21 protein-coding genes are annotated in these 18,304 nt (G+C 61.1%); 5 read left to right on the forward strand and 16 right to left on the reverse strand.

What is annotated here, in order from left to right:
* The 3 genes from D1641_RS08130 to D1641_RS08140 form a co-directional block, all read right to left on the reverse strand.
* The coding region (locus D1641_RS08130; RefSeq protein WP_160664518.1) for a hypothetical protein at positions 1 to 191 on the reverse strand (191 nt) is incomplete at its 3' end.
* Positions 181 to 1,959, reverse strand: coding sequence for an ATP-binding protein (locus tag D1641_RS08135; RefSeq protein WP_160664520.1), 1,779 nt, complete (start codon positions 1,957 to 1,959; stop codon positions 181 to 183). The genes D1641_RS08130 and D1641_RS08135, both read right to left, overlap by 11 nt.
* Before the next feature lie 270 nt (positions 1,960 to 2,229).
* Complete coding sequence (locus D1641_RS08140; RefSeq protein ID WP_160664522.1) at positions 2,230 to 2,448, reverse strand: helix-turn-helix transcriptional regulator; 219 nt, start codon at positions 2,446 to 2,448, stop codon at positions 2,230 to 2,232.
* An 81-nt stretch (positions 2,449 to 2,529) separates the two neighbouring features.
* Here D1641_RS08140 and D1641_RS08145 point away from each other — a divergent pair, with 81 nt between their 5' ends.
* On the forward strand, positions 2,530 to 2,793 hold the full coding sequence (locus tag D1641_RS08145) for a hypothetical protein (protein ID WP_160664524.1): 264 nt from the start codon (positions 2,530 to 2,532) through the stop codon (positions 2,791 to 2,793).
* A 65-nt stretch (positions 2,794 to 2,858) separates the two neighbouring features.
* Here D1641_RS08145 and D1641_RS08150 read toward each other — a convergent pair whose 3' ends face one another.
* The 3 genes from D1641_RS08150 to D1641_RS08160 form a co-directional block, all read right to left on the reverse strand.
* Positions 2,859 to 3,566 (reverse strand): response regulator transcription factor, encoded by a 708-nt coding sequence (locus D1641_RS08150; protein WP_160664526.1) that lies wholly within the window; start codon positions 3,564 to 3,566, stop codon positions 2,859 to 2,861.
* Positions 3,567 to 3,588: 22 nt separating this feature from the next.
* Positions 3,589 to 4,125 carry an NUDIX hydrolase gene (locus tag D1641_RS08155; RefSeq protein ID WP_160664528.1) on the reverse strand — a complete coding sequence of 179 codons (537 nt, stop codon included), beginning with the start codon at positions 4,123 to 4,125 and terminating at the stop codon, positions 3,589 to 3,591.
* Positions 4,126 to 4,623: 498 nt separating this feature from the next.
* The gene (locus D1641_RS08160; RefSeq protein WP_347707402.1) at positions 4,624 to 4,845 is read right to left on the reverse strand and encodes a helix-turn-helix transcriptional regulator; all 222 of its coding nucleotides are present in this window, start codon (positions 4,843 to 4,845) and stop codon (positions 4,624 to 4,626) included.
* 121 nt (positions 4,846 to 4,966) lie between these two features.
* Between D1641_RS08160 and D1641_RS08165 the strand changes: the two genes are divergently transcribed.
* On the forward strand, positions 4,967 to 5,206 hold the full coding sequence (locus D1641_RS08165) for a hypothetical protein (RefSeq protein WP_160664532.1): 240 nt from the start codon (positions 4,967 to 4,969) through the stop codon (positions 5,204 to 5,206).
* A 52-nt stretch (positions 5,207 to 5,258) separates the two neighbouring features.
* On the opposite strand, the gene D1641_RS08170 is transcribed toward D1641_RS08165, so the two are convergent.
* The 4 genes from D1641_RS08170 to dusB all read right to left on the reverse strand — a co-directional run bounded on the left by D1641_RS08170 (position 5,259) and on the right by dusB (position 10,065).
* Positions 5,259 to 7,331 carry an elongation factor G gene (locus tag D1641_RS08170; protein WP_160664534.1) on the reverse strand — a complete coding sequence of 691 codons (2,073 nt, stop codon included), beginning with the start codon at positions 7,329 to 7,331 and terminating at the stop codon, positions 5,259 to 5,261.
* 283 nt (positions 7,332 to 7,614) lie between these two features.
* Complete coding sequence (locus tag D1641_RS08175; protein WP_160664536.1) at positions 7,615 to 8,457, reverse strand: hypothetical protein; 843 nt, start codon at positions 8,455 to 8,457, stop codon at positions 7,615 to 7,617.
* A 5-nt stretch (positions 8,458 to 8,462) separates the two neighbouring features.
* Positions 8,463 to 9,077: a sigma-70 family RNA polymerase sigma factor gene (locus D1641_RS08180; RefSeq protein ID WP_160664538.1), complete on the reverse strand. Its 615-nt coding sequence runs from the start codon at positions 9,075 to 9,077 to the stop codon at positions 8,463 to 8,465.
* A 16-nt stretch (positions 9,078 to 9,093) separates the two neighbouring features.
* A complete protein-coding gene (dusB, locus tag D1641_RS08185) occupies positions 9,094 to 10,065 on the reverse strand; it encodes a tRNA dihydrouridine synthase DusB (RefSeq protein ID WP_160664540.1) in 972 nt (323 codons plus the stop codon).
* 279 nt (positions 10,066 to 10,344) lie between these two features.
* Here dusB and D1641_RS08190 point away from each other — a divergent pair, with 279 nt between their 5' ends.
* From D1641_RS08190 to D1641_RS08200, 3 genes are all read left to right on the forward strand, one after another.
* The gene (locus D1641_RS08190; protein ID WP_160664542.1) at positions 10,345 to 11,541 is read left to right on the forward strand and encodes a DUF815 domain-containing protein; all 1,197 of its coding nucleotides are present in this window, start codon (positions 10,345 to 10,347) and stop codon (positions 11,539 to 11,541) included.
* A gap of 66 nt (positions 11,542 to 11,607) precedes the next feature.
* Positions 11,608 to 12,243 (forward strand): TetR/AcrR family transcriptional regulator, encoded by a 636-nt coding sequence (locus tag D1641_RS08195; RefSeq protein WP_160664544.1) that lies wholly within the window; start codon positions 11,608 to 11,610, stop codon positions 12,241 to 12,243.
* Between the two features lie 185 nt (positions 12,244 to 12,428).
* The gene (locus D1641_RS08200) at positions 12,429 to 13,667 is read left to right on the forward strand and encodes an MFS transporter (protein ID WP_160664546.1); all 1,239 of its coding nucleotides are present in this window, start codon (positions 12,429 to 12,431) and stop codon (positions 13,665 to 13,667) included.
* Between the two features lie 37 nt (positions 13,668 to 13,704).
* On the opposite strand, the gene D1641_RS08205 is transcribed toward D1641_RS08200, so the two are convergent.
* From D1641_RS08205 to D1641_RS08230, 6 genes are all read right to left on the reverse strand, one after another.
* A complete protein-coding gene (locus D1641_RS08205) occupies positions 13,705 to 14,538 on the reverse strand; it encodes a tetratricopeptide repeat protein (protein ID WP_160664548.1) in 834 nt (277 codons plus the stop codon).
* Between the two features lie 13 nt (positions 14,539 to 14,551).
* Positions 14,552 to 15,301 (reverse strand): CpXC domain-containing protein, encoded by a 750-nt coding sequence (locus D1641_RS08210; RefSeq protein ID WP_160664550.1) that lies wholly within the window; start codon positions 15,299 to 15,301, stop codon positions 14,552 to 14,554.
* Between the two features lie 82 nt (positions 15,302 to 15,383).
* The gene (locus D1641_RS08215) at positions 15,384 to 16,301 is read right to left on the reverse strand and encodes a chemotaxis protein (RefSeq protein ID WP_160664552.1); all 918 of its coding nucleotides are present in this window, start codon (positions 16,299 to 16,301) and stop codon (positions 15,384 to 15,386) included.
* Between the two features lie 53 nt (positions 16,302 to 16,354).
* Complete coding sequence (locus D1641_RS08220; RefSeq protein ID WP_160664554.1) at positions 16,355 to 16,840, reverse strand: chemotaxis protein CheD; 486 nt, start codon at positions 16,838 to 16,840, stop codon at positions 16,355 to 16,357.
* Positions 16,833 to 17,456, reverse strand: a complete 624-nt coding sequence (locus D1641_RS08225; RefSeq protein ID WP_201757302.1) for a chemotaxis protein CheC — start codon at positions 17,454 to 17,456, stop codon at positions 16,833 to 16,835. The genes D1641_RS08220 and D1641_RS08225 overlap by 8 nt, the downstream gene beginning before the upstream one ends.
* A gap of 20 nt (positions 17,457 to 17,476) precedes the next feature.
* Entirely contained in the window at positions 17,477 to 18,283 is an 807-nt protein-coding gene (locus D1641_RS08230) for a flagellar hook basal-body protein (RefSeq protein WP_160664556.1), read from the reverse strand.
* Positions 18,284 to 18,304: the final 21 nt, after the last annotated feature.

Consider the following 18,304-nt stretch of genomic DNA (forward strand, 5'->3'; position numbering starts at 1 on the left):
AGCGCCGCCGCCCCCCAGCCGCCCGCCTGGCTCTGGCCGGGCGGGGTCTGAGGGCCCTCCTCCCGGAGCAGGCTCCGCAGGGGGGCCGCCAGCTGGGTGTGGAAGGCCAGCCAGACCGCGGAGCAGGACAGCAGGAGAATCAGCACATTTTTCAGGGCCTCAACGGCCCCGCGTCCGCGTTTATTTTTCATCGCCAGGTCCCTCAACACTCAGCTCCAGCCGAATTGCCAGGCCGGGCCCCTCCTTGTCCAGCAGGGTAATCCGGCCCTGGTGGCGGTCCACAATCTCCTTGGCGATGGACAGGCCCAGGCCGGTGCCCCCGGACTGGCGGGAGCGGGCCTTGTCCACCCGGTAGAACCGCTCGAAGATGCGGGGGCGATCCTCCTCCGGGATGCCGATGCCGTTGTCGTCCACCACCATCCAAACCTTTTCCCCTCTCCGGCCCGCATAGATGTCAATGTGGCCGCCGTCGGGGGTGTATTTGATGGAGTTGGACACGATATTCATCATCACCTGAAGAATCCGCTCCCGGTCGGCCAGGATCTCGGGCAGGCCGGGCTCCATCTCCAGGGTAAGGGTGTGGTCGTGCTTTTGGGCGTCCATATAGACGGCGTTGTAGATGTCCTGCACCGCCTCCTCGAAGGAGAAGCGGGTCAGCTTCAGCTCGCCCCGCTCCGAGTCGAAGCGTGACAGGGTGAGCAGGTCCTGGACGATGTGGGTCATCCGGTCGCTCTCGTTGAGGATAACCCCCAAAAACTTCTTCTCCATGTCCGGCGGCATCTCCCCGGCGCTGTCGGTGAGGGTCTCCGCGTAGGAGCGGATATTGGTCAGGGGGGTGCGCAGCTCGTGGGAGACATTGGCCACAAACTCCCGGCGCATGTCCTCATTTTTCCGCTGCTCGGTGACGTCGTGGAGAACCACCAGGGCGCCGCCCCCCTCCCGGCCCCGGTCGAAGGGGGCCATGACAATCTGGAGGTAGCGCTCCCGGACCTGCCGCTCCTCCTCCAGGTAATCGTCGCCATAGAGGACCTGTTCCAGGGGGGCTCCCCCGGCAAACAGCGCCTCATAGGTGGTGTCCGGCCCGATGGACCGGCGCAGCATCCGGGCGGCGGCGGGGTTGGAGTGGATGACCCGGCCCTCCCGGGAGAAGGCCACCACACCATCGGTCATGTGGAGAAACAGGGTGTCCAGCTTGTTGCGCTCGTTCTCCACCTGACGCAGGGTGTTTTGCAGCTGGGAGGACATGTCGTTAAAGGCGTCGGTGAGCACGCCAATCTCGTCCTGAGAGGGCACGGCGATTTTGCGGGAGAAGTCTCGCTCCGCCACCCGCATGGCCCCCTCGGTCAGCTTCTGGATGGGGGTGACCATGGTCTTGGACAGCAGGAAGGACAGCAGAATGGAGATCACCAGGCCGAAAATCAGCGCCTCGATGATCAGAACCAGCATCTGGTCGGTGAGGTCGTTGGCGGTGGCCTTGTTGTCCAGAATGTAGATGACAAAGTCCTCCCCGCCCCGGTGGATGGGGATGGCCACGTCCATATAGTCCAAAGCCAGGCTGCTCTTGTCCCCGGCCTGATTGCTCTCCAGGCCGGGGCCCAGGGCAAAGACCAGGTTCTCCGTGTACTCCAGCTTGGACTCGTCCCCGTCGGGGGAGACCACCGGCGTGCCGCTGCCGTCCAGCACGTACAGCTTGCGGTTGCGGTTGTCCACGCCCAGCTCGCCCGCGTAGGCGTCCAGCACCAGAGACAGCTGCTCCGCCCCGTTCTCCTCCTCGCCGGCGGGGGTGGTCAGGTCGTGGTAGAGAACGGGGTCCTGAAATACGTCGGACATCTGGCTGTAGAAGTCCTCCAGATAGAAGGCCGTCACTGAGTTGATCAGGAACGCCCCCACCACCATCATCAGCGACAGAATCAGCAGTACCAGAATCATTACCAGCTTCATGTGTAAGCTGCGCAGCATATGGAGGGCCTCCTTTCTCTTTCGTTGGCGCGATTAAAGCTCCCGTCCCGCCCGCAGGCGACAAGCCTCCTTTTGAAAGGAGGTGGCACGGGCGAAGCCCGTGACGGAGGATTGTATTTCGCCGCAGGCGAAATGTGCGGAGCAAACGAGGTCTGTGCAAATCTGGTTTACTTCGTATATTTTGCTTCGCAAAATACAATCCTCAGTCAGCCTTCGGCTGACAGCCCCTTTCAAAAGGGGCCTTTTTCGCCTGCGGGCGGGACGGGGGTTTTACCTCCGCTCTCTCACGTCTGAGCGTCCTACCAGGTAGTCCAGGCTGACGTCGAAGAAGTCGGCGATGGCAATCAGGCCAGGAAACTCAGGATACCGGGTCGCATATTCATAGCACTGATAGGAACTCATGGCAAGACCAAGCAGTTCAGCCATTTCCCGTTGTTTTAAGCCGCGCTCTTTGCGCAGCGTTTTGAGGCGTTCACAGAATTTTGCCATAATTCCTCCGAAAGGGTTGACACATGCTTTAAGCCGGTATATAATAATACATGCTTAAAGCATACATAAGGAGTGATTAAAATGCAAGAGCTTCTTGCCGAACTGCTGTGGCGGAATATTGAGGTTGACAAGGCGGCGGACCGTCTGCGCAAGACGCTGCCCGGATTTCCGGAGGCACAACAGGCCTATGAGGACCTGGCGGAGCAAATTCGCTCCATTGCCGGTCCTGAGCTGTACGACCAATTTTACAACTGCTTCATGTGCTACACCGACTATGAGGTCCAGGCCTATTACGCCCTGGGTCTGGGCCTGCGGGAGGAGCTGGCCCGGGCGTTAGGCGTGTAGGGCGCGACGACCCCGGCGCACCGTCTCTCCGGCTCCGGTGCGCCCCTACACACGGGCCCCGAGACTTATTCCCCGAAGTAGTACCCCATGCCCCGCTTAGTCTTGATAAACACAGGTGCGCCGGGGTCGTCCTCAATTTTTTCCCGCAGGCGGCGGACGGCCACGTCCACCGCCCGGACGTCGCCCACATAGCCCTCATAGTTCCACACGTGCTCCATCAGGGCATCCCGGGAGAACACCTTCCCCGGCCGTGCGGCCAAAAAGCGGATCAAATCATACTCCCGCTGGGTCAAATCCAGGGGGGCGCCGTCCTTGAACACGGCGGCCCGGTCCTCGTCGATGTGCATCCGCTCCCCCAGGGGCAGGCCGGCCGCAGGCGCTGGCTCCGGGGCGGGGATGGCCGCCATGGACACCCGGCGGATATTGGCCTTTACCCGGGCCATCAGCTCCCGGTTTTTAAAGGGCTTGGTGATGTAGTCATCTGCCCCCAGCTCCAGCCCCCGGACCTTGTCGTCCTCCTCCTCCCGGGCGGTGAGCATGACAATCGGGACGGCGCTGCCCGCCGCCCTGATTTTTTGGCACACCTCAAAGCCGCCCATCCCGGGCAGCATCAGGTCCAGGAGCACCAGGTCGGGGTTCTGCTCCAGAGCCAGCTGCAGTCCCGTGGGGCCGTCCAGGGCCTCCAGGGTGTCATAGCCCTCCTTGGTCAGGATAAAGGACAAAATGTCTATAATATTCTGCTCGTCTTCTACAATTAAGACGGTTTTTCCCATAAAATGGTCTCCTTTTCTATCCTCACAGGTCCAGCAGGACCTTCGTCTTCAGCGTGGCCGCCACCGTCTTTCCGTCGGTGATGGTACCGTCCATGACCTGTTCGACCAGCTTCTCAAAGGGGACGGCCAGCACATCCAAAAACTCGTCCTCGTCCAGGTGCTGCTTCTGTCGGGTCAGCCCCCGGGCCAGATACATATGGATTCTCTCGGTGCAGAAGCCGGGGGAGGACAGCATATAGCCCAGATAGGTCCACTCCGCCGCCTCCAGGCCGGTCTCCTCGCTCAGCTCCCGGACGGCGGCAGGGTAGTGCTCCTCGCCGTACTCCAGCTTGCCCGCGGGCAGCTCGACCAGCTGCTGCTGGATGGGGTAGCGGAACTGCTTCACCAGCGTTACGGTGCGGTCCTTGTCCAGAGCCAGAACGCATACCCCGCCGGGGTGGGCCACCACCTCCCGGCCGGCCAGACTGCCATCGGGCAGCTGGGCCTGGTCCTTCATCACTTTGATAATCTTCCCCTCAAAAATTGTCTGACTGCTCACCATTTTTTCCGTCAGTTCCATTGTCGCTCCTCCTTGTGGAATTTCCAGCTTAGTTATAGCTAGTATACCACAAACCAGCATTTGGGTAAAGGTGTATCAGAGATTTCCATGTAAAAGGCTGGGCATTTTTATCGGAATCAGCAATCCCATCTTGTACACTCTGTCGGATTTTGTTATAATGGCTGCGCTGTCTCCCCCTACACCGGCAGCAGAGGGAGGTGGGAGCAATGGACTTTATCCTCAGTTTTCTTGTGTCTGTCGCAGCAAATGTAGCTGCCTACTACATTTGCAAATGGCTTGACCGGCACAGCAAAGGAAGACAGTAAGCCTGCCATCGCAAGAAGCGGCCCCCCGGAGAGTGCCTACCTCTTCCGGGGGGCCGCTTCTTGCGGTGGGAGTTTGGAATTATCCTCAGTTTGGCTTTCGCCACAACAATTATAGCACATTCACCTTTAAATGCGCAAGAGGTAATTTTCAAAGCAGAACTGTAGAAACCCCCGCTCCCTTTGGGGCGGATTTTTAATCCCGGAACTCAAAGAGCTTGTGAACAGGCACCTCCAGCGCGTCGGCAATGCGGAAAATAACGTCCAGGGACGCGCCCGTTCTGGCTAACTCTATGTTCCCCATATGGACGCGCTCAATATCCACCATCTCCGCAAGCTCCGTCTGGGTCAGCCTTTTCTTTTTGCGGTAATAGTGTACATTCATGCCCAGCTGTTCGTATTTTTCAACCTGCGACATATCCATAGAATCACCATAAATAGTATATGTCCCTTCAAAGAATCTTTAAACATTTTCAAATTTATCTAAAGATAATTGACAATATACATTTTCGGTCTATAATATAACATGAGGTGATACTATGCAATTATATGAAGAAATCCTGATGCACTACTTAACCAGCCAGGAGTGTGTTATCTCTGTTGATTTCCCCGGCCTGGAGCATGGAGTAAAAGAAATCGTGGAGCTGGCCTCATACCAGGCCCTGTCCAAGATACAGAAAATTCTCATGGACGACTCCCTGACCGACCAGGAGTGTTATAATAAAATCGAGGAAATCGTACACGTTTTTGAGAATCTGGGCAGCGACTGCGGAAACTGATATGATTTTTTGGATAAAAAATCCCGCCCCACTGGGGCGGGATTTATCATGCTTACTCCTCCTGCATCGCCTTGGCGGCAGCAATCGCCTTCTCCTGGGCGGCGGGGGGGCAGTCCTCGTAGCGGATGAAGTGGAACACATAGGAGCCCCGGGACTGAGTCATGGCCCGCAGGTCGATGGCATAGGAGGTCATCTCAGCCATAGGGACCTCGGCCTCGATCACCTGGTCGCCGTCGCCGGTGGGGTTCATGCCCATCACGCGGCCGCGGCGCTTGTTCAGGTCGCCGATGACGTCGCCCATGTAGCTGTCGGGCACGGTGACCTTCAGCTCGCCCACAGGCTCCAGCAGCACGGGGTTGGCCTCAGGCATGGCGGCCTTATAGGCCAGCTGAGCGGCGGTCTTGAAAGCGATTTCGGAGGAGTCCACCGGGTGGTAGCTTCCGTCGTAGAGCACGGCCTTCAGGTTGACCACGGGGTAGCCGGCCAGGGGGCCGTGGACGCAGGCCTCACGCAGGCCCTTTTCCACAGCGGGGAAGAAGTTCTTGGGCACGGAGCCGCCAAAGACCTCCTCGGCAAAGACCATCTCTTCCTCCTCCAGGTTGGGCTCGAAGCGAATCCACACGTCGCCGAACTGGCCGGAGCCGCCGGTCTGCTTCTTATGCCGCCCCTGCTTCTGGATGGTCTTGCGGATCTTCTCCCGGTAGGGCACCCGGGTCTCGCTGAGGACGGCCTCCACATTGAAGCGGCTCTTCAGCTTGGCCACCAGCACGTCCACCTGTATATCGCCCGAACCGGTGAGCACCATCTGGTGGGTCTCGCCGTTGTTCACCAGGGTGAAGGAGGGGTCCTCCTCGTTCAGGCGGTTCAGGCCCTGGGCCACCTTGTCCTCCTGGCCCCGGGTCTTGGGGGCAATAGCCACGGCGTAGCAGGGCTCCGCGAAGGGGATCTGCTTCAGGGCAATCACCTTCCGGTTGTCGCACAGGGTGTCGCCCGTCTTGACCTTGTCCATCTTGCCGATGGCGCCGATGTCGCCGCAGCCCAGCTCCTTGACCTCCTCGGCCTTCTTGCCCCGCATCACATACAGCCGGCCCAGCTTCTCATTGGCGCCGGTGCGGGCATTGACCAGGGTCAGGTCGGAGGTGATGCTGCCGGACATGACCTTAATAAAGGAGTATTTGCCGTACTGGTCGGAAACGGTCTTAAACACGAAGGCGGTGGGCACGCCGCCGGGGGAGACCACAAACTCCTCGGTCTCGCCGTCCTGCTTCGTGGCCTTGTGGGGGTTGCCCTCGGCGGGGTTGGGCAGCAGGTCCACGATATAGTCCATCAGCATCAGGGAGCCCAGGCAGTTGACGGCGGAGCCGCACAGCACAGGGAACAGGCTCAGCTCCCGCACGCCCTGGCGGAGGCCCTGGATCATCTCGGCGTAGGTAAAGTCCTCGCCGCCGAAGAACTTCTCCATGAACTCCTCGCTGGTCTCGGCCACCGACTCCTTCAGCGCGTCGTTGAACTCGGTGATGATGTCGGCCTTGCCCTCGGGCAGGTCGATCTCCACCCGCTGGAGCTTCTGCATCTCATAGGCCCGCTTATTCAGCACGTCGATAATGCCGGTGACCTTCTTGCTGTCGTCCCAGATGGGCACCACCAGGGGGGCGATCTTGTTGCCGTACTTCTCCCGCAGGGCCTCGAAGGTGGCGTTGTAGTCGGAGTTGTCCTCGTCGGTCTTGGAGATATAGATGAAGCGGGGCATGTTCCGCTCCTCGCAGTACTTCCAGGCCTTCTCCAGGCCCACGGACACGCCGTCCTTGGCGGAGCAGACGATAATGGCGGCGTCGGCGGCCCGGAGGGCCTCCATCACCTCGCCGGAGAAATCGAAGCCGCCCGGGGCGTCCAGCACGTTAATCTTACAGCCCTTGTACTCGATGGGGGCCACGGCCAGAGAGATGGAAATCTGGCGCTTGACCTCCTCAGGGTCGTAGTCGCACACGGTGTTGCCGTCGGTGGCCTTGCCCATGCGGTCGATGGCCTTGGTCATGTACAGCAGGCTCTCCGCCAGGGCGGTCTTGCCGCTGCCGCCATGTCCGATGAGGGCCAGGTTACGGATGTTTTGTACAGAATAGCTCATAGTTGGTTCCACTCCTTATCGTTTGGTATCGCCCTGGACAAAACCCGATACAAGGGCGTTACACGCTGTTAGTCATTATACACTAAAACCCCAAGTATGACAACTGTTTTTTTGAGGGATTTTGGTTGCTTTAAAAAATGCGCAAAAAAAGCCTCCCTTCACAGAGGGAGGCGGCATTTGCGAAGCAAATGACGGAGGGTTTTCTCCCAGACATACCTGTCTTCTTCGAAGAAAACCCCCACCCGGCTTCGCCGGGAGCCCCCCTATAAAGGGGGCCTTTTGCCTACTTATCCGGCTGTAAAATCACCAGGTTGTACCGGACCTCCGCCTCTGGAGCGGAGCATCGTTCGGCGGTGACGCCGATGCCCTGCTCCTGGGCCAGGAGCTCGATCTGGTCCAGAATCTCCAGCGGCAGGTTCCAATAGATGCTTCCCTGCCGGTCGTCCGTGGGCGATACCGCCGTCTCCGGGGGGATCAGCTCCGCCGCCCCCTCGGGCATACGCTCCAAGGTCGTGGTGCCCTCCATCAGGGACCAATCGCCCTCCAGGCCCTCCGCAGCGGGATTGGGAGCTGCCTTCTGCATTTCACCCTCCCCCGGGGCGGCATAGGCGGTAATCTGAGGTACGTCGCCCGCCTCCGGGCCAGCCAGAGAGGCGTTCACCTGGGGGCACTCCTCGCTCTCCACCTGGGCGTCCCGGGTAAAACTGCGTGCTGTTACGTCTATTTTTTCTGTCTTGTCCCAATGCCGGGGCCGGGACACGCCATACAGCCCCACCACCAGAACCAGACAAGCGGCCAGCCCGGCCAGCGCCCGGACCTGGGAGCGTTTAAACAGGGGGATCACCTTGGGGGACGTCTCCTCCCGGATGCAGTCCATCACGCCCCGGGCGAAGCCCTCGGGGGGATCTGGCTCCGGAAGCGCCTCAAACCCCGCGCGCAGTTCCTTCAGCTCCCCAAACAGAGCCCTGCAGCTGGGACAGCAGGCCTGATGCTCCGCCACCTCCAGCTCCAAATCGTCCGGACCTCCCGCTTCCGGCGTGTCTGCAATATCAGGCAGCTCGCCATCCATCCAGGCGGACATGTTCTCAATCAGCCGCTCATGCTCCTCATGCGTCCAATATTCCACAGGCTTCACCCCCCTTCTGTTTTGTCCTTCGATGGTTTAGACGGCCCATATCCAAAAAAGTTCCCGTCCTCCAATAAAATTTTTCGCAGATTCAGCCGGGCCCGGGCGATGCGGGACTTTACCGTCCCCATGTCGATGTCCAGCTTCTCTCCAATCTCCTGATAGCTCAGGCCGGACAGCTCCCGCAGCACCAGCACCTGCCTCTGCCAGTCGGGCAGCCTGTCCAGCCCCCGGGCCAGGGCCTGTCCCCGCTCCGACCGCTCCAGCAGCCGCTGGGGGTCGCTCTCCCGGTCCACAGGCTCGGCCCAGCCGCTGTCCGTGTCGTCCAGGGAGACTACCGCCTCCACCCCCTCCCGGCGCTTCTTCTTCCGCAGGTGGTCGATGCACACATTTGTGGTCAGCCGGTACACCCAGGTGGCAAAGCTGCTCTCCCCCTGGAAGGAGGCCAGCCCCTGCCACGCCTTCACAAATGCCTCCTGGGCCAGGTCCGCCGCCTCCTCCCGGTCGCCCACCAGCCGCAGAGCCAGGGAGTACACCTTGTTCTGATTGTCCAGCACCAGCTGCTCAAAGGCGCTCTGGTCGCCGGCTTTTGCTTTTTCCACCAGCTCCCGGTCGGTCACGGCGGTTCACCTCCTTCTAGCACAGATCCCGTTTAATCCCCCTGGTCACCCGGTATACATCCTCCAGGGTGGTAATTTTTACGATCTGCTCCTTATAATACCCCGCGTGAGGGACACCCTTCAAGTACCAGGCGTACTGTTTCCGGGCCTCCAGACAAGCGATCTTCTCCCCCTTGTTCCGCGCGGCCATCTCGAACTGCCGCACGGCGGTGTCGCACCGCTCCGCCAGCGGGGGCAGGGCGGGGATGGGCTCCCCGTTCAGGGCCGCCCTGCACTGGGCAAAGAGCCAGGGGTTGCCGAACACCCCCCGGCCGATCATGGCCATGTCCGCCCCGGTGTATCTGAGGATACGGGGGGCGTCCTCCCCCTTGAATACGTCTCCGTTGGCGATGACGGGAATGTTTACCGCCTTTTTGACCTCTCGAATCCAATCCCAGTTGGCCGTTCCGGCGTACATCTGCACCTTGGTCCGTCCGTGGACGGCCACCGCCGCCACGCCCGCCTCCTCCATGGCTTTGGCGAACTCCACGCAGTTGATGGACCCCCTGTCCCAGCCCAGGCGGAACTTCACCGTCACCGGGCATTTTGCGCCCCGGATCACCGCCTCCGCCACCCTGACGGCCAGGTCCGGATTTCTCATCAGCCCGGAGCCGTCCCCGGAGTTGGCCACCTTGGGGACGGGACAGCCCATATTGATGTCGATGATATCCGCCCCGGAGACCTCCCTTGTGATGGCCGCCCCCTCCTCCATACAGACAGGGTCGCTGCCGAAGATCTGGGCGGCGGCGGGGGTCTCCTTCTCCCCCATCTGCAAGAGCGGGATGGTTTTCCTGTCCTGATAGCACAGGGCCTTGGCGCTGACCATCTCCGTGCAGGTCAGCCCCGCCCCCTGCTCCCGGCAGATGGTCCGAAAGGCCATGTCCGTCACCCCGGCCATGGGGCCCAGGGCCAGGGGCGTCTCGATTTCAATTCCTCCGATGGTGACCATAGGACTGCTCCTTAATTTGCATAGATATTGTGTGTAGGGGCGCACATTGTGCGCCCGCGGAATACGGTACATCTACGGCGGGCGGACAATGTCCGCCCCTACAGGCACACCGCAAATCCGTAGGGGCGGCCTGTGGCCGCCCGCGATACGCCGCGCCCTTCCGAACGGGCGGCCACAGGCCGCCCCTACAAAGTTTAACCATTGTATCATGTCTCTTTGATGTTGACAAGGCCGCTTTTACCCGGTAAAATGGAAAAAACCTCAAAAGGAGACAAATCCATGGAATTGAACGCCTTACGCGCCGCCCTGCGGGGGATATCCGCCTATCGGGAGTTGACCGGCACCGCCATCATGTTCAACGCCGCCACCCTGCTGGACGCCCTGTCCAACCGGGAGGGGGAGGACGCCCTCACCGCCTATACCGCCCTGTTCTACACCCTGCGCCAGGAGGGGTATGAGGGCCTGGGCGACTGGCTGCGGGACTGGCTGCGGTATACCGAGACCCCCTACTCCCGGCTCATCGACCAGGGCAGGTCCGACCCCGCCCTGGAAAACGCCGCCCGGCGGGACATCGACACTCTGGTCCTCCTGGCCCAGACCGACTGCGACCGCTTCATCGACGCCATGAAGCCCCTGCTGCCCAACGAGTTTGCCCCGGTGCTGGCCGGCCTGCCCCGGTGGAAGGCGGCGGCCCCCTTCGACTTCGACTCCCTGACCCGGTTCTATCGGGAGCACGGGGCGGGAGAGTTCGCCAAATACCGGGCCTTCCTCTGGGAGGACGAGATGCTGATTCCGGTGGCCGACCCCGACTGCCCCCGGCCCCAGGACCTGCTGGGCTACGAGCACCAGCGGGGGATGGTGGAGGAGAACACCCGCCTCATGCTGGCGGGCCGTCAGGCCAACAACGTCCTGCTCTTCGGCGACGGGGGCACCGGCAAGTCGGCCACAGTGAAGTCTATGCTCTACCTGCCCGGCATGGAGGACCTGCGCCTCATCGAGGTGGAGAAGGGGAACCTCACCGGGATGCCTGAATTGATCCGCTCCCTGGCCGGCCGGCGGCAGAAGTTCATCCTGTTTATCGACGACCTGGCTTTCGACCAGGACGACAAGACCTACTCCGCCCTCAAGACCATCCTGGAGGGCTCCCTGGAGAAGCGGCCCGTCAACGTGGCGATTTACGCCACCTCCAACCGCCGGCACCTGGTGCGCCAGACCTTCGCCGACCGGGCGGGGGACGAGGTGGACACCTTCGAGACCATCTCGGAAAAAACCGCCCTGGCCGAGCGCTTCGGCCTGCGCATCCCCTATCTGACCATGAACAAGGCAGGCTATCTGGCCCTGGTGGACCACCTGGCCGCTCAGGCGGGAATCTCCATGGACCCGGAGGTCCTCCACGCCCAGGCCATGACCTGGGAGATCCGCCACGCGGGGCGCACCCCCAGAGTGGCGCGGCAGTTTGTGGCAAGTTTAAGTTGACAGCGCCCCGGTGTTATGCTAATATAATACAGACCGTTGGTCTGTATCTGGAGAGGAGGGCCCGCCATGGCCCGGAACAAGCACCCTGAGCAGACCGTACAGCGTATCCTGGACACCGCCTCCGCCCTCTTTTTCCAAAAGGGTTATGACAAAACCACCCTCCAGGACATCATCGACGCCACAAAGCTGTCCAAGGGGGCCATCTACCACCATTTTGCCTCCAAGGAGGCCATCCTCATCGCCGTGGCGGACCGGATGGGGGAGTACAACTGTGCCGTTCTGTCGGAGGTCCGGGACCGCAAGGGCCTCACCGGGGCGGAGAAGCTGCGGGAGATGTTCCGCACCGCCGTGCGCCTGTCCTTCCAGAGCGGCATTGTGAACATGCTGCCCTTCCTCATTGAGAACCCCAAGTTCATGGCCCTCCAGATGGAGAGTATCCTGAACGAGGCCGCCCCCTGCTACGCCCTGCCCATCCTGCGGGAGGGCATCGCCGACGGCTCCATTCACGCCGATTACCCGGAACAGCTGGCCGAGGTGCTGCTGCTCCTGTCCGATCTATGGCTCCACCCTGTCCTCCGCCCCAGCACGCCGGAGCAGGTCCGGGCCCGGTGCGCCTTTTACAACCAGCTCACCCGGCAGTACGGCTTTGAGCTGCTGGACGAGGATATCATTGAAGCGATGGTAGGGGTTTGCCGGAGCTGATTCCCCTGTAGGGCGTGACGACCCCGGCACGCCGCGATACACGGGATCATGGAGGAACGGCGCGCCGAGGTCGTCGCGCCCTGCAAAATCTGTTTTCGGCACCTTCTCTGCGGGCGGGTAATACCCGCCCCTGCTTAGCCCCCTATATAAACCGACGGTCGGTTTTATTCGAAAGGAGTATCTCTATGGACACACAAAAAAGCGCCCTGTTCACCCGGGATTTTACCCTGGTGGTCATCGGGCAGATCATCTCTCTCTTCGGCAACGCCATTCTCCACTTCGCCCTGCCCCTGTACCTGCTGCGGGAGACGGGCTCCATCACCCTCTTTGGAGCGGTAAACGCCTGCTCCTTCCTGCCCATGATCCTGATGGGCCCCATCGGGGGGACGGCGGCGGACCGGGTCCACAAGGGCCGCATCATGGTGGTGCTGGACTTCCTCACCGCCGGGCTGACGGTGGCCTACACCCTGCTGTGGGGCAAGGCCCCTCTGGTGCCCCTGGTAATCGTCACGCTTATGCTCCTCTACGCCATCGCCGGAGCCTACCAGCCGGCAGTCCAGGCCAGCCTGCCCCTGCTCCTCTCCCCCGAGCGGCTGACCCAGGGCAACGCGGTCATCAACATGGTGGCTACCCTGGCCAACCTGCTGGGGCCCGCCCTGGGCGGGGTCATCTTCGGCCTGTGGGGACTGGGGCCCATCCTCACCATCGGCGGAATTTGCTTCTTTTCTTCGGCGGTGATGGAGATATTCATCCGCGTCCCCCACGAGAGGCGGCCTCGTGACGCCGGAGTGCTGGCTACCGTGGGAGAGGACCTGGGGGAGAGCTGGCGGTACATTTCCCGGGAAAGGCCTGTGTTTTTATCGGTGACGCTGGTGCTGTCCGCCTTCAATCTGATTTTGTCGGCGGTGATGATTGTGGGCATCCCCGCCATTGTGGCCCAGGTGCTGGGCATGAGCGACGCCTACCTGGGCCTGACTCAGGCGGCCATGGGATTTGGGGGCCTGCTGGGCGGAATGCTGGCCGGTGTACTGGGCACAAAGCTGAAGCCCCGGCACGGGTCGGTGTGCCTGCTGGCCTGCGCCGGGATGGCGGGCGTTATGGGGCTGGCTGTCCTCCCCGGGGTACCCACGGCGGTGAGCTACTGGCTGATTACCGGGATGGCTATGGCTGCCATGGCCGCCGCCATGCTGTTCACCGTGGTCCTCCTCACCCTGGTCCAGGCTCAGGTGCCCGGACAGCTTCTGGGCAAGGTAATCGCCTGTATCCAGGCGGTAGCCAACTGCGCCTCCCCTCTGGGACAGCTGGGGTACGGTCTCCTTTTCGACCGCCTGCCCCCTTGGGCCGTCCTGCTGGGGGCGGCGGTGCTGTCCGCCCTGGTGGCTCTCCGGTCCAAAAGGGTGTTTGACGTCCTGGAGCGGCTCTGACAGCCAGGGGCCCGGCTTCCGCCGGGCCCCGCTCCATTTATTTTCTCTTTACCGCCTGGCAAAGCTGAGCCCCCCGCTGGCTCTGGGGCCTGGACGCGGCGCACAGCGCCAGCCGCTCCAGCTCTGCCGCATCTCCGCTGACCAGCCACCGGCAGTAGATCAGAGAGGGCTCCGCCCACTCCACATCCTGGGCGTCCCCCCGGTCCACCACCAGAGCATAATACTCGGCGGCCTTGGGCAGATCGCCCCGGTTCAGGAAATAATCCCCCAAGTCGTTGCAGGGGGCCAGATTTCCGGGGTCCCGCTCCAGGCCCCGGAGAACATAGTCCTCCGCCTTCCCGGTATCCCCCAGGTCCAGACAGCACAGGCCGGCGAAGGTGTAGCAGGAGGCGGCCTCATGCCGGGAGATGCCCTCCCGGGCCGCCTCCAGGGCATCCTCCGTCCGGCCCATATGCCGCAGGAGGACGCACTGGGTGGTGTAGCGGTTGGTCATGTCCTGGCGGGGGGCGGTGCTGTCCCCCAGCCCCTGTAAAGCCCTGAGGCAGCTCTCCCACAGCCGTTGGCGCTGGGCCGGCTCCATGGGGTCCAGCACCTGGGTGAGGAAGGCCACAAACCGGCACACCGTCTCCTCCCCCGCCCGGTCCAGCAAGGCTTTGTCCTCCAGCCAGCGCTCCGCCAGGTCCATGCGGGACAGGTCCCGGGTCTGGACGGCGGTCCGGGCAAAGCTCTCCAGGGCCTCGGCGGTCTCCCCCTGCTCCATCAGGGCCACCGGTTCATCCCAGGGGCTCTTGGGGTCGGGCTGGGCCTTGGCCCTTGAGGCGCCGGAGGCTCCGTTGTCCTGGCTGCCCTTCTTTTTTAAAAAATTAAACATCCTCGTCTCCTCCTTACCCCTGCTGCGCCCGGTTGTGACAGTCAATCGCCCAGTTCAGGTCGTACAGGTGGAACCTCCCGTCGTCAGGAGGGAGCTCCAGCTTCTCCAGCATCCCCTGGCACATCTGAAAGACCACCTGATTTACCCCGGTGCGGACCACCTTCCGGTTGGTCAGATGGACGTCATACCAGTAGATGGGCTGGCCGTACTCCGGCGTTTCATCCGGGCCAATGGCGGCGTAGAGAACGGCGTGGAGGGGCTCCTCCTCCGGATCGGGGGTGGACACCCCCTGGAAAAAGCCGTTCCAGACCACCTCTCCATGGGACTGGAGCTGGCCGATAATCAGGGGCTTGACCAGCTGGAGGGTCCGGTCGTCCAATCCCATATCCTTGGCCCGGACCGCCTCCTGCATAGCGTAGAAGCTGCCAGCCACCCTGTGAGTCATCCCGGGCTGAGACAGCCCCTCCAGGCTTCGGTTCATGGCCTGGACGGCCTCCTCCCCGGCGGAGGATTCGATGCCGGGGACCAGGGAGATGCCCAGCCTGGCCTCAGGGTCATAGTACCAGCAGGGCCAGGCGGTGTCCGCCTCCAGGCCGCATTTGGGGCAGCGCCACTGAAAGAACTCCCCCTTCAGCAACAGCTCCTTCCCCTCCGGACTTCGGGTCAGGTCCAGACCGTGGTACTCCTCCAGCTGGCTGAGGGTGCCGCACTGCATACATTTGCTCCAGCTGTGCCGGATCAGGCCGGGAATTTTTTCCTCCATACAGATAACCTCCAAATCCTGTGTTTAATCCAAAAGCCCCCTGACGCAGGTCTGTCGTCTGCGTCAGGGGGCTGGCGTTCCTTTACTTCTTGCCCAGCAGATGGTCCATCACGTCCACCAGGTGGCCAATCTCCGGCTTGCTCATCTGCTCATCCGCGCCCAGCTGACGGCCCTTAATCCGCATCTCCTCACTAATCAGAGAGGAGAAGATAATCAGCGGAATCTCCCGGAAGCGGGCATTGCTCTTGACCAGCTTGGTGAGGCGGTGTCCGTCCATCTGCGGCATCTCGATATCGGTGATAATCAGCGCCACCTGATCCGACAGCTTGCCGCCCTGGGGCAGGGCGTTCAGCGCGTCCCACATCTCCTGACCGTTGGGGAACAGGCGCAGATTGACATAGCCCGCCTTATGCAGGCAGTCCTCAATCATTTTGGACAGGAGAATGGAGTCCTCCGCCACCCAGATGGGCTCATTGCTTCGGTCCCGGGGGCCCATCTTGTCGATCTCATTCAGCTGAATGGTAGTCTCCGGGGCAATCTCCGCCACAATGCGCTCAAAATCCAGAATGGTCACCAAATCCTTGCCGCACTGGGCAATGCCGGTGGCCACACCCTCAGAGCCGCCGGAGACCGTCTTGTCCGGCTTGTGGATATCAGTCCAGGAGATACGGTTGATGCCCACCACAGTGTGGACCCGGAAGGCAATGTACATCTTGTTGAAGTTGGTGACAATAAACAGGTCCTTGTCCAGCTTCTCGCTGTCCACCCCGCTGAGGTACTTGGGCAGATCCACCACGGTGATGACAATATCTCTGGGCTTGAAAATGCCCTCCACCGCAGGATGCGTATGGGGCATCGCCTTCACCGGAGCGGACATAATGATCTCCCGCACCTTGGCCACATTGATGCCATACAGGTTGTTGTCAATGGTAAACTCCATGATCTCGATCTCATTGGTGCCGGATTCCAATAGGATACCGCTGTTATGTACCTCTGCCATTACTGACACTCCTCACTCTATTTAGGATGCGCCCGCCGCGCTTCGGGTCTGTCTTAAAAAATGATGTCCTTCACTCCATAGGACCGGATACATCCCTGACCGGAGACCACGTCGAAGAGCAGAGTCCGGGCGACTGTTCCTCCGGTGTACTCTCCAACCAGGCGGATGTTTTCCCGCTTCAGGATGGTATGGACGCTCTCAATGTTCCGCTGACCTATGTTGCCCAGGCCGCTGCTGCCCGAAACCTCAAACATTTTGGCCCCGCCGGCAATCTTCACGGTCATCCTGGCGCGGGAGGCGCCCTGGGCCTCCAGCTGCTTCAGCGTCTCCTTAATTCCGGTGTCCGCGTATTTCATCGGATGGGTCCGCCCCGTTTCCAGGTTAAGCGGCAGCATAATATGGAGCAGAGCCCCCAGCCGCAGGCGAGGGTCGTGGAAACAGAGACCTATGCAGGACCCTAACGCGTAGGTCACCAGAATGCCATCCCCCTTGGCAATCTTCATATCAGCGATACCTACTGTTATTTTTTTTTCACTCATCACTAACGCCCAGCTTCCTTAGCAAGAAATCCAAAGAGCGCAGGTCTGGAGACAAAATAACGTGACAGGGGACCTGCTTGCCCTCACAGACAAAATTTCCCCCGATGGCCATCAAATAATCGGACATGCCGCCGTACTCGGCCATCGGCACAGTCAGGATGGCGCCCTGCATGTCCACCGCAAAGGCGGGAACCGTCAGCTTGATGCTCAGGTCCGCAAGGCCGGATATGGCGTTGATAAAGGTAGAGATCATGATATTGCCGATCTCGATCATGGCGGACCGCTCCAGTTCGCCCAAGGCGTCGTAGCTGGCGATGCTGGTGCCCAGCATGGTCTCCAGAACCACGTTGACCAGCTCCAGCTTCTGGACGGACAACATAATGCCGCCCACGTCGCCGCTCATCTTCACCAGTACCCCGGCGGTGACCTCCTCCGGACCGCCGATCCACTCGATAGCCTCATTATACCCCATGATGCGTACTTCTGGCAAGGTAATTCTTACCTCTTTATTCAGCATCTGAGAAAGGGCGGTGGCCGCGTTCCCGGTGCCGATGCTGCCGATCTCCCGCAGAGTGTCAATCTCCAGGGAGGTCAACTGATCATAATTCTTTATCATACCCTCGCGCTCCCTTTCAGTTAATTGGGCAGGCCGTTGATTGTCTGCTCGATCTCGTCAGAAACCTGGACCATCCGCAGCGCGTAGCTGTAGGCCCGCTGGGACTCGATCACCTTGATAAACTCCTGGGAGAGGTCCACGTTGGACAGCTCCAGGAATTTGTTTATGACCTTTCCGGTGCCCAAGTACAGATCGCCGTTTTTCTCGATGGGCAGGAACCGCCCGCTGTCGGCGTGGAGCATCCCGTCGTAAACCAGATAGTCATAGACGCCAATATCCAGCTCAGCATCCTGATTGTCGGGGTCGATGATGATAAAGTTGCCCATGCTGTCCAGCACGCAACGGCCCTCGTTGTCGCTGAGCCGCCACTCCTCGGTGTTCTCCGGCACAATCTCCTCCCCGGTATCCGGGTCGATCTCCGGCGGAAGCTCCTCTCCGGTGTCCGGGTCGGTCTCCGGCTCCGGCGGGACCTCAAACCGGGCCATCACAAAGGCGCCGTCCCGGGTGAAGGAGATCTCGCCGCTGGCGGGGTCATACAGGGCGAAGAACCCGTCGCCCTCAATGGCATAGTCAAAGCGGCGGCCCGTCTCAACATAGCCGTTGCTGCTCAGAAAATCCACGCTGGCCTTGGCCATCTTGGTGCCGGAGCCCTTGGGCAGCTGCTCCTCGTCAATGCCCAGCACATTGCCATACATCAGGTGGTGGAAGGTAGCCCGCTCCGCCTTGAAGCCGTAGTTATTCACATTGGCAATGTTGTTAGCCTGGACGTTCATGCGCTGGTTCTGCATGTACGCGCCCACAGCGCCGGTGAAAAAGGACATATTCATTTCCGCTCACGCCTCTCTTTC

The sequence above is a fragment of the Colidextribacter sp. OB.20 genome (assembly GCF_009911595.1).
Lineage (GTDB): Bacteria > Bacillota > Clostridia > Oscillospirales > Oscillospiraceae > Lawsonibacter.